At 70.8% G+C, this 10,905-nt stretch carries 8 protein-coding genes; 3 read left to right on the forward strand and 5 right to left on the reverse strand.

What is annotated here, in order from left to right; translation table 11 throughout:
* Nucleotides 1–44: 44 nt before the first annotated feature.
* The 5 genes from AB0C01_RS06795 to eccD form a co-directional block, all read right to left on the reverse strand.
* On the reverse strand, nucleotides 45–1,781 hold the full coding sequence (locus AB0C01_RS06795; RefSeq protein ID WP_357570478.1) for a biotin carboxylase N-terminal domain-containing protein: 1,737 nt from the start codon (nucleotides 1,779–1,781) through the stop codon (nucleotides 45–47).
* 295 nt (nucleotides 1,782–2,076) lie between these two features.
* Entirely contained in the window at nucleotides 2,077–2,775 is a 699-nt protein-coding gene (locus AB0C01_RS06800; protein WP_357570479.1) for a hypothetical protein, read from the reverse strand.
* Nucleotides 2,776–2,778: 3 nt separating this feature from the next.
* Nucleotides 2,779–3,135: a hypothetical protein gene (locus tag AB0C01_RS06805; protein ID WP_357570480.1), complete on the reverse strand. Its 357-nt coding sequence runs from the start codon at nucleotides 3,133–3,135 to the stop codon at nucleotides 2,779–2,781.
* Nucleotides 3,136–3,328: 193 nt separating this feature from the next.
* Complete coding sequence (gene eccB / locus AB0C01_RS06810; RefSeq protein ID WP_357570481.1) at nucleotides 3,329–4,714, reverse strand: type VII secretion protein EccB; 1,386 nt, start codon at nucleotides 4,712–4,714, stop codon at nucleotides 3,329–3,331.
* Between the two features lie 10 nt (nucleotides 4,715–4,724).
* Entirely contained in the window at nucleotides 4,725–6,122 is a 1,398-nt protein-coding gene (eccD, locus tag AB0C01_RS06815; RefSeq protein ID WP_357570482.1) for a type VII secretion integral membrane protein EccD, read from the reverse strand.
* A 162-nt stretch (nucleotides 6,123–6,284) separates the two neighbouring features.
* On the opposite strand from eccD, the gene eccCa reads away from it, so the two are divergent.
* From eccCa to AB0C01_RS06830, 3 genes are read left to right on the forward strand one after another with little or no spacing between them, the layout of a single operon-like run.
* The gene (gene eccCa / locus AB0C01_RS06820; protein ID WP_357570483.1) at nucleotides 6,285–10,223 is read left to right on the forward strand and encodes a type VII secretion protein EccCa; all 3,939 of its coding nucleotides are present in this window, start codon (nucleotides 6,285–6,287) and stop codon (nucleotides 10,221–10,223) included.
* A gap of 57 nt (nucleotides 10,224–10,280) precedes the next feature.
* Nucleotides 10,281–10,613, forward strand: coding sequence for a WXG100 family type VII secretion target (locus tag AB0C01_RS06825; protein WP_357240524.1), 333 nt, complete (start codon nucleotides 10,281–10,283; stop codon nucleotides 10,611–10,613).
* Nucleotides 10,610–10,891, forward strand: a complete 282-nt coding sequence (locus tag AB0C01_RS06830; protein ID WP_357570484.1) for a WXG100 family type VII secretion target — start codon at nucleotides 10,610–10,612, stop codon at nucleotides 10,889–10,891. Before AB0C01_RS06825 ends, AB0C01_RS06830 begins: the two co-directional genes overlap by 4 nt.
* Nucleotides 10,892–10,905: the final 14 nt, after the last annotated feature.

The raw sequence follows: 10,905 nt of genomic DNA on the forward strand, positions 1-10,905 counted from the left end.
GCAGGACGGAGAAGCCGGCGACGCGGATCGGGCCACCAGCCATGTCAGTCGACGATCCCGCAGACCACGCCGCCCCCGGCGATGGCCGTTCCGACCTCGGCGGCAAGGCCGCTGACCCGGCCGGCGCGGTGGGCGTGCAACGGCTGCTCCATCTTCATCGCCTCGATCACCACGACCAGGTCACCGGCCGCGACCTGTTGGCCGTCGGTGACCGCGACCTTGATGACCGTGCCCTGCATCGGCGACACCAGATCCCAGCCGGCCGCCTTCACCGGGCCGTGGGTCCGCTTCCCCCGACGTGGTGCAGCGACCGCCGCGGGAGAAGGTGCGCTCAGCGACCACGGGACGCTCACCTCGACCCGCCGGCCGGCCACCTCCAGCACCACCGTCTCGCGCGATTGCTCCGGCCCACCCACGGCGACCGGCTCGTGAGGTGCGATGTCGTTGACGAACTCGGTCTCGATCCACCGGGTGTGGACCCGGAACGGCTCCCCGGTGAACGCCGTATCGGCCACCACCCGGCGGTGGAACGGAATCACCGTCGGAAGGCCACCCACCTCGAACTCGTACAACGCCCGCCGTGCCCGTCGCAGCGCCTGCCCGCGGTCCGCGCCGGTGACGATGAGCTTGGCGAGCAACGAGTCCCAGGTCGGGCCGACCACGGTGCCCGGCACCACACCGCTGTCGAGCCGCACACCCGGCCCGCCCGGTGGCGCGAAGGTGGTCACCGTCCCCGGTGCCGGCAGGAATCCCCGGCCCGGATCCTCAGCGTTGATCCGGAACTCGAAACTGTGGCCCCTCGGCTCCGGGTCGCCAAAGCCGAGCGCCTCACCGTCGGCGATCCGGAACATCTCGCGAACCAGGTCGATGCCGGTCACCTCCTCGCTGACCGGATGCTCCACCTGCAGCCGGGTGTTCACCTCGAGGAAGGACACCGTGCCGTCGGCGCCGACGAGGAACTCGACGGTGCCGGCCCCGACATACCCGGCCTCCCGCAGGATCGCCTTGGACGCGTCGTACAACTGGGCGTTCTGCTCATCGCTCAGAAAGGGCGCCGGCGCCTCCTCGACCAGCTTCTGGTGCCGGCGTTGCAGCGAGCAGTCACGCGTGGAGACGACCACCACCGTGCCGTACGCATCGGCCAGGCACTGTGTCTCCACGTGGCGCGGCCGGTCCAGGTAGCGCTCCACGAAGCACTCCCCCCGGCCGAAGGCCGCGGTGGCCTCGCGCACCGCCGAGGCGTACAACTCCGGGATTTCCTCGATCGTGCGCGCCACCTTCAGGCCGCGGCCCCCGCCGCCGTGCGCCGCCTTGATGGCGATCGGCAGGCCGTACTCCCGGGCGAAACCCACCACCTCGTCCGGACCTCGCACCGGCTCGGCGGTGCCGGCCACCAGCGGCGCCCCGGCGCGGCGTGCAATGTGCCGGGCTGCGACCTTGTCACCGAGATCGCGGATCGCGGCCGGTGGCGGGCCGATCCACGTCAGACCGGCGTCAAGGACGGCCTGCGCGAACGCCGCGTTCTCGGAGAGGAACCCATAACCGGGATGGACGGCGTCGGCTCCGGCCCGCTGGGCGGCGGCGAGCAGAGCGCCCGCGTCCAGGTAGCTGTCGGCAGGGGTCTCGCCTCCGAGCGCGTACGCCTCGTCGGCGAGCCGAACATGCGGCGCGTCCCGATCCGGATTCGCGTAGACCGCCACACTGACCAGCCCGGCGTCCCGGCAGGCCCGCACGACCCGCACGGCGATCTCTCCCCGATTGGCGATGAGCACCTTACGCACGATCGATCCCGCTCCTCTCCGGGCGGCGTGCCGCCCCCGTCCCACCAGCTTCGACCTGCGCCGGGACAGCGGACAAGGCGCCGCGATCGAGGAGACGGTCAGCTTTGCCAACGGCGGCACAGCGATCTCGGATCCGCGTCAGCGGGACGTCAAGATCTCCCGAGGCGCGATGCCCGCACCGAAGGACTCGGACCCAAGACCAGAAAGCTGGGCATCGCCTTCGGCACGGTCGCCAAATCGCGGTCACGGTCCACGCCGCGATCGACACGTCCCGGCGGTGCTGTACCGGTGGCTACTAGTAGGCGTCCGAGGCCTCGTCGTCGGGCTCGTCATTGCTGATCAAGCCGGGTGAACGTGGTGCCGGTCGGTCGACGCGGGGGGCGCCGTGGCCGTGCTCGGGCCGGCCCGGCCAACCACTGTCACGCTGGTCGGGCACCCGACCACTGGTTGGGCCCTCGGGATACCAGAGGGAGTCGGAGGTGTCGAGGTGGCCGCCGGGGACCTGGATGCTCGCGCCCCGCACCTGCAGCCAGTCGTCCAGATCGGCCAGCAGACGCTCGGCTTGCCGTCGGGCCGCCTTCCTTGTCCTGTCGTCCGGCACGTAACTGTGCTGCCCGCCGAGCACCGAGGGTGGCTGGGACTGCGGATCGGAGGGGGTGGGATCCGGCTCGTGGTGGTTCTGCTCGATCGCCTCTTTGACCTCGCGCAGGCGCTTCGCCATCATGTCCAGCGCCTCGCGAGCGCTATGAGCGCCCTCGGAGATGGCCCGGCAGGACTTCTCGATCTTGGAGATGCTCATCCGGTAGCGCTCGCTGTCCGAGCCCGTCCAGTCGACCGCGAGATCCTCCATCTCCTGGCCGAGATCAAGGGCGAGTTGCGCGGTGACCTCGGTCAGCGTCGTCCAGACGGCCGCCACCGCCTCGACCTCGAGCGGGTCTCCGCTGGCGACCGCCGCGCGGATCTGCTCCGAGTGATCCTCAGGGTGATCGGTCAACGGTCAGTCTCCGAGCATTCGACTGGCGGCTTCCAACCGGCCGTACGACGATTCGATGACCTCGCGGGTGGCCTGGTCGGTGGCGCCGTAGCGGCGCAGCAGCACCTCGGTCAGTTCGATGGCGTTCTGGTAAGCCTCCATGAGCTGCGTCAGCTCCTGCTGATACGCCTCGCACACCCGCTGGTGCCGCACCGCCTGATCCCTGGCGATCGCCGTGTCGCCCAACGGTAGTTGACGGTGCTGCAGTGCGGTCAGTGCCGTCAACTGGCCGCTGAGATCTCGCAGATGACTGTCCATTCGGTCCACGAAGCGCCGCAGGGCACCAAGATCGACGCGAGCGCTTCCAGAGCGATCAGTCATCCGACGGACTCCCTTCGCTCCTGCCGTACGGCCGCCGAGTCGCGCGGAGGGTAGCTGTCACGATACCGGATCACTGATCGGGTCCGGACGGTCCGACCGGGACGCCGGCGGCCACGGCCGCCAGGACCTCAGCGTCTTGGTCCCTGGCCGGGCCTGCGGCGGCCCGGACTCGGTTGGGTGCCTCGACGCAGCCCTAGACGGGTGGATCGGGGTCGAGCACGTTCAGTGTCGGCCCGACGGGCAGCGCGTCGGCCAACCCCGCCGGTATGAGCTGGGGCGTGACGTCACCCAGGCCCAATGCGACCTGCGCGGCGCGGTCCGCGACCGGGAAGCGTTGTCCCTGGGTGTTCACCAGGAAGACCTTGTCGTCGTCCATACGCAGGAGCGCGCCCGTCCCGCCGGACAGCTGCACCCAGTCCACCGTGGTCGTGCCCTGCGGGGCCCGGCTGCCGCGCAACTCCGGCCTGGTCGGGGTGGCGTTCGACAGGTACGTGCTCCACGTCGGCTGCCCGCCCGCCCCCTCGCCCAACCGGGCGCAGAGGACGGTGTTGCGGGGATCGGGCCTGGCCAAGGTAGGCGGTTGGTCGGGCATTCCGGGCGGCCGCAGGTTGGCGGAGGAGGCCCGCACCCTGCTCAACTCGGCGGCGGCAACCTCGGTCGGCCTGATGCGGACGTCGGGCTCGTACACACCGGGCAGACCTGTCGCTTGCAGGAGACCCAACACCGTGCCTCCGATGGGCGCGAGCCCATCGCGGAGCAGCACGTAGTACTGCGCCTCGTCCAGAACGCCCTTGACCTCGAAGAGTTGGCCCACCCGCGTCTGCCGACCGGCGATGGTGGGGCCGGTCTCACCGATGCCGGGGATCGCCGGCGCGACCAGGTCAGGTCCCTCGGGCAGGGCCTTGACGAACACTTCGGGTACGGGCAGCGCGGTAACCGAGGCCCAGCTGAGCGCGGCGCGGATGGCACTGCTTTCGCCCACCACCTTCAGCCGAGTCCCCTGCCAGATCAGATAGAGCTGCTCCCCGACGGCGACCAGCACCCCGTCGGTCATCGGCTCGTTGACCCAGGACGGATCGTTACCGAGAACCATCCAGCTCACCACCGCACCAGCTGGATCACTGGCCCGGCAGATCGTCCACGGGAGTCGGATCAGGGACTCGGGCTTCGGCACGTCGTCCGGCGCGTCCTTGATACCGAGCGGCGGGCCGTAGCGCTCGTTGGCCAGCGATTTGTGCCGTACCCACCGGACGTCCTCGCTCGCCTTGCCCAGCAGCAGCCGAGCCGAGGCGTAGTTGAGCACCGGGTGCAGCAGTCCCTCGTGGTAGATGTACCGGCTGCCGGTGTCCCGGTCGACGATCAGCGCGTCCGGGTCGCGCCAGTCCGGTCCGGCGAGACCGATCACGGTGATGACCGCCCACCCGGCCAGCATCAGCACGCAGACCATCACACCCGCGAAGACCGCCACCACCCTGCGGGACAGGGTCTGGTCCGCGTTCGGCTCGGCATAGAGCAGCGCACTTGTCACTCGGCGGACCGCGAACTGGTAGGCGCGCAACTGCGCACGGCGGGTGGGCACCGGTGGCCGCCTAACCCAGGCCGATGTCGACGACGGACTGGAACAGACCGCAGACCCCGGCAGCCAGGGGCACCAGCGCAACCAGCAGGAGGGAGTCGAGCAGGTCGAGTACGCGACTCGAGACCGGCGTGCCGACCCGCCGACCGGCGCCGGCCGTGCCCGCCTGTATCGCGCCGCCGGCGACCACGACGAGCAGCACGGCCAGCAACGCTACCCGGATGCCCGGACCGCCGGCGACGGCGGCGACCGCACCGGTACCGACGAGCGTGACGGTGCCGCCCACCAATAGCACCAGGCGTTGGACCAGCCGGTCGAAGGTGCGCGCCCGCAACAGCAGGCTCAGCCCGACGCAGGCACCGAGCGCCAGGGCAGCGATCGAACCGTCCCCGGCGAGGAACACCGCGCCGACGCTGACGCTCACCGCCGTGCCGCCAAGCAGCCCGGCGAGGATGCCGGCCGAGGCGACGACGCGGTCCGTAACCGCCGCGAAGTCCACCGCCGCCGGGTCGGTTCGGATGTCTTCCGAAATGAACACAACACCCGGTATGGGTAACCGGCCCAGCCGCAGCGCGACCAGGGGAAGGGCCAGGGTGGCGATCGAGCCGACGCTGACCATGATGGCGGCGGCTTGCAGCGGGGCGAGCCCCACCAGCACCAGCAGCGCGCCGGCGGTCAGGGCCAGCGCCGCGGCGATCGCGCCGACGAACAGTGGCCGGCAGGCTGTCGTGCCGGCCAGCCCGAGGATGGCGGTGAGAAGCAGCGTCGCGGCGCCGGTGAGTAACTGTGGGGCGCCGACGGCATCCGTAACCGGCGTGTTCGGCTCGGCCAGGATCAGCAGACCGCAGGCGAAGGCGTACGGCAGCGCGGCGGCGGCCACGGCCGCACCGACCGCGCCGTCGCCGAACGCCCGCGCCGCCACGGTGCCGGCGGAGGCGAGCAGGATGGCCATCACCGCGGCTACGGTGTATGCGATGGTGCGCGGTTCGATGGCCACCACCAGGCCGACGCCGCCGAGTGCGGCGAGCACCACCGTCGTGAGCGCGAACCACCGGGTCGTGGCCGACCGCCACGGCGGCACGGTCCGGGCGCTCGCGACGGCGACGGCGTCAGTGAGGTCGTCGAACGCCGGCTCGGGTACGGCGTCCGAGGCGCGGCTGAGGAAGATGTGGTCGCCGTTGTGCAGGCCGAGGGCCCGCGGGGTGGCGCTGGTGTCCAACAGACCACCACCGAGGCGAGACAGCACCCACCCATCGTGGTCGAGCGCACCGTCGTCCTCGCCGGCGTAACGCAACAGCAGCGACGCGAACTCGGCGACAGGTAGGTCGGCCGGCACCGAAAGGTCCACCCGACGCAGGGGCGCGACCAGGGTCAGTCGGCACAGGCTGTCCACCGAACTGTCTGCCACCATTATGGCCCTCCGTCCGCGCCGTCACCCGGGCCGCGCCTCCGGTTACCTATGATTGCGCTTACCACGGCACCGCTAATCTAACGCCGGAACGCCCTCACGTGGCTGGCGGACACGAGCGGCGGTACGTGGCAGGCGACCGGCGGCGTTTCGGGAGGAGCCCGGGTGAGTACGGTAGTCGTCGTCCGTCCACCCCGCTCACCGGCGCCCGCGCTACCCCGGGGCGAGATCGTCCTCGAATCCCCACCGGAACTGCCGGCCGAGAGGGTTGCCCGCGCCAACCAGATTCTCCTGATTCTGCCCATGCTCGCTGGCGTGGTGGCGATGGGCTTGCTTTTCGCCAGCGGCAACACCGGGCCGCTCACCTACCTTGCCGGTGGGATCCTGGGCGTCGCCTGCCTCGGCTTGGTGTTCGGCATGCAGATGACCCCGCCAGGTCGGGACCCTGAGGCGGAGTTGGAGGTCGAGCGACGGGGCTACCTGCGCTACCTCGACCAGGTGCGCAGGAAGGCGCGGCGGGCCGCGGAGCAGCAGCGGGCGGCGATGCGTCGGCGGCATCCGGACCCCGAGGTGCTCTGGTCGTTCGTCGGCAGCCGTCGAATGTGGGAACGGCGGGCGACCGACGACGATTTCGGCGAGATCCGACTCGCCACCGGACCACAGGCGCTCGCGGTCACCCTGGTGCCGCCGGAGACCAAGCCGATCGAGGATCTCGATCCGTTGTGCACGGTGGCACTCCGGCAGTTCATCCGGACCCACAGCACCATAGCGGACCTGCCGACGGCGCTGTCGCTGCGTGCGTTCGGCCGCGTGGTGCTCCGCGGCGACCGGCCCGGCACCCTGGCCCTGGCGCGTAGCCTGCTCTGCGCCGCGGCGGTCCTGCACGCCCCGAACGACCTGCGGGTCGCGGTGGTGACCGTGCCGGACCGGCTCGCGGAGTGGGACTGGGTCAAATGGTTACCGCACACGTACGACGAAACGCGGCGCGACGGTGCCGGCCCGGCTCGGCTGGTGTTCTCCGGTCTGGCCGAGTTGGAATCGGCGCTCGCCGACGAACTGTCCACCCGGCCCCGGTTCAACGTCGACAGCAAGCCACTCACCAGCGCACCACACCTGCTCATCATCCAGGACGGGGGCGAGATCGACGGGGCCGAGGCGCTGACCGGAGCAGGTCTGCTCGGCACCACGGTGCTCGACCTCTCCGGTACGGTGCCGCGAGACGCTGGGCGGTGGCTGCTGTGCCTGCGGGTGGCGGGCGAGGAGATCAGGCTCGACCGAGGCAAGAACACCACCGTGCTGGGGCGGCCCGACCGGCTGAGCCTGCCGCAGGCGGAGGCGGTGGCCCGCCAGTTGTCGCGTTACCGCCTGCGTCGGCCTGGCGCGGCCGACCCGTTGACGGGCGAAACGAGTCTGCTCCAACTGCTCGGCCTCGATGATCCAGGTTCCCTCGACCCGGCGCGGAGCTGGGCCCCCCGGCCCGCCCGCCAACGGCTGCGGGTGCCGATCGGGGTCGGCCCCGACGGACTGCCGGTCGAGCTGGACATCAAGGAGTCGGCGCAGGACGGGATGGGACCGCACGGGCTGGTGATCGGGGCCACCGGCTCCGGAAAGAGCGAACTCCTGCGTACGCTGGTGATCGCGCTCGCCGCGACGCACTCGCCCGAGGAGCTCAACTTCGCGCTCATCGACTTCAAGGGCGGCGCGACCTTCAGCCTGTTGGATGCCCTGCCGCACACCAGCGCGGTGATCACCAACCTCGCCGACGAGCTGCCGTTGGTGGGGCGTACCCAGGATGCGCTCTCCGGCGAGTTGATGCGCCGGCAGGAACTGCTGCGCTCGGCCGGCAACTACGCCTCTCGGCACGAGTACGAACGGGCCCGGCGGTCCGGGGAGCCACTCGCCCCGCTGCCCAGCCTGCTTGTCGTCTGTGACGAGTTCAGCGAGTTGCTGAGCGCCCGGCCCGATTTCATCGATCTGTTCGTGATGATCGGCCGGGTGGGCCGGTCTCTCGGCGTGCACCTGCTGCTCGCCTCCCAGCGGCTGGAGGAGGGCCGGCTGCGCGGGCTGGACACGCACCTGTCGTACCGGATCGGGCTGCGCACCTTCTCCGCCGTGGAAAGCCGGATCGTGCTCGGGGTCCCGGACGCCTACGAGCTGCCCCGCGCCCCCGGCCACGGCTATCTACGGCAGGGCACCTCGACCATGCTCCGGTTCCGGGCCGCGTACGTGTCGGGGGCGTACCGCGCGGCCCGGCGGGTGACCGGCGCTCGGGCGGCCGAGTCGATGGTCGTACCGTTCTCGGCCGCACGGGTGCCGGTGCCGGTGCCGAGGCTTCCGCTGGCCGACGAGTCGCCGGACGTCGTCGAGGAAGGCCAACCCTCGGTGCTCGACCTTGTCGTCGACCGGCTACGTGGCCGGGGTGTGCCGGCGCACCAGGTGTGGCTGCCACCGCTGGCCGACCCGCCCACGCTGGCCGAGCTGCTGCCACCGCTGGAGGTGGACCACACCCTGGGCCTGCACCCGGCCGGCTGGTCCCAGCGGGGCATGCTGGTCGCGCCGGTTGGCATCGTGGACCGGCCGTTCGAGCAGCGCCGCGACGTGTTGTTCGTCGATCTCGCCGGTGCGGGCGGCCACCTCGCGATCGTCGGTGGTCCGCAGTCCGGCAAGACCACCCTGGCCCGTTCGCTGATCTGTGCGCTCGCCCTCACCCACACCCCGACCGAGGCGCAGTTCTACTGCCTGAACTTCGGCGGCGGCGGCCTGGGTTCGCTTGCGGGTCTCCCCCACATGTCCGGGGTCGCCGACCGACGGGACGTGGACAAGGTGCAGCGCGTCGTCGCCGAGGTGGGCACTTTCATGGAGGAACGCGAGCGGCGGTTCTCCAGCCTGGGCATCGACTCGATGGCCTCGTACCGGCGCCGTCGCGCGGATGGGGAGTTCACCGACGATCCGTTCGGCGACGTGTTCCTCGTCGTCGACGGCTGGAGCACGCTCCGAGCGGAGTTCGAGGAGCTGGAGCAGAAGATCACCCGGCTGGCGGGGCGAGGGCTCGGATTCGGCATCCACCTGGTCCTGACCGCTGCCCGCTGGCCTGACCTCCGGCCCGGCCTGCGAGACGCGCTCGGCACCAAGCTGGAGTTGCGGCTGGGGGATCCCACCGAATCGGAGATTGATCGCAGGGCCGCGGCGTCGGTGCCGGAGCGGTCGCCCGGTCGTGGCCTGACCCCGCAGAAGTTGCATTTCTTGGCCGCGGTGCCACAACTGGACGCCGGGCCCTTCGACGAGTCCGTGCGGGCGAGAGCCGACCTGGTGGACATGATCGCGAAGGCGTGGTCCGGCCCCCCGGCACCCCCGGTACGACTGCTGCCGCGCCTGCTTTCCGCGGACACGTTGGCCACGATGGCCGAGCCGTCGCGCGGGCTGGCCATCGGCGTCGATGGCGACCGCCTGGCGCCGATCTATCTGGACTTCGACACCAACCCGCACTTCATGGTGTTCGGTGACGCGGAGTCCGGCAAGACCAACCTGTTGCGGCACGTCGCCCGGAGCATCGTGCAGCGGTACAGCCCGGACCAGGCCCGATTGATACTTGTGGACTACCGACGCGGCCTGCTCGGCGCCGTCGAGGGCGAGCACCTCCTTGGGTACGGGACCGGCGCCAAGACCATGACAGAAATGGTCGGCAGCCTGCGATCGGCGATGGCGAACCGCCTTCCCGGACCGAACGTCACCCCTGACGAACTACGTAACCGCAGTTGGTGGCGCGGCCCCGACCTGTACCTCCTGGTCGACGACTACGACCTGGTCGCCGGCAGCGGATCCAATCCGATCGGCGAGCTGCTGGACCTGCTGTCCCAGGCCAGGGATGTCGGACTGCACCTGATCGTGGCCCGTCGCGCCGGTGGCGCCGCGCGGGCGCTCTACGAACCGGTCCTGATGCGCCTGCGCGAACTCGACACGCCAGGCCTGCTGCTGTCCGGGCAACGGGAGGAGGGGGCGCTGCTGGGCACCGTACGGGCGAGTCCGCAACCGCCCGGTCGGGGACTGTTGGTGACCCGGGCCGCTGGGATACAGCTGATCCAGACGGCGTGGAACGAGCCGTGATTCCCGGTACGGTGCCGGACCCGGTAACGTTGGCTATCCGAGCCGGTAAGGGATGCCATGGCGACGCCGTACCACGCTGATCATGCGACGTTGCGGGTCGCCGCCGACCGCGTCCGGGCCACCCACGACGACCTCGGCAGCGAACTGAGGCGGGTCGGTGGCGCGGTCGACGAACTCGCCGAAACCTGGAGCGGCGCCGGTGCCAGCAAGTATCAGGACCTGGTGCGGCGCTGGCGGCACGACGTCGAGCGCCTGCTTGAGGAACTCCACGTGATGGCCGAGATGCTCGACCGGAGCGCCGCCGGCCAACAGGACAGCGACGAGGGTGAGCTGACCGCGCTGCGGCGCGTCGTGGACGCGTTGAATCCGCCGCCGGAGGCCGAGTCGTGACGAACCTGAGCTACGACCTGGGCGCGATGGAGAACACGCGTGCCCAGTTGGCGAGCGTCGCGGGTCGGATCGACGGCAAGTTGGCGGTGCTGCGTACGGAGCTGGACCGGATCGACTGGTCGGGCCCGGACCAGGTCGCGTTTCAGGAGCAGCGAGCCCGCTGGGAGCACGCGGCGGAAAGCCTGCGTGAGGTGCTGCGGGACCTGGCCGGGGCGCTCACCGACGCCGCCGAGCAGTACTCCGAGATGGAGGCGAAAAACACCGACCTGTGGAGCTGACGACGCCCCTCGTA

This window comes from Micromonospora sp. NPDC048905 (genome assembly GCF_040649655.1).
In the GTDB taxonomy this organism is placed as follows: Bacteria; Actinomycetota; Actinomycetes; order Mycobacteriales; family Micromonosporaceae; genus Micromonospora.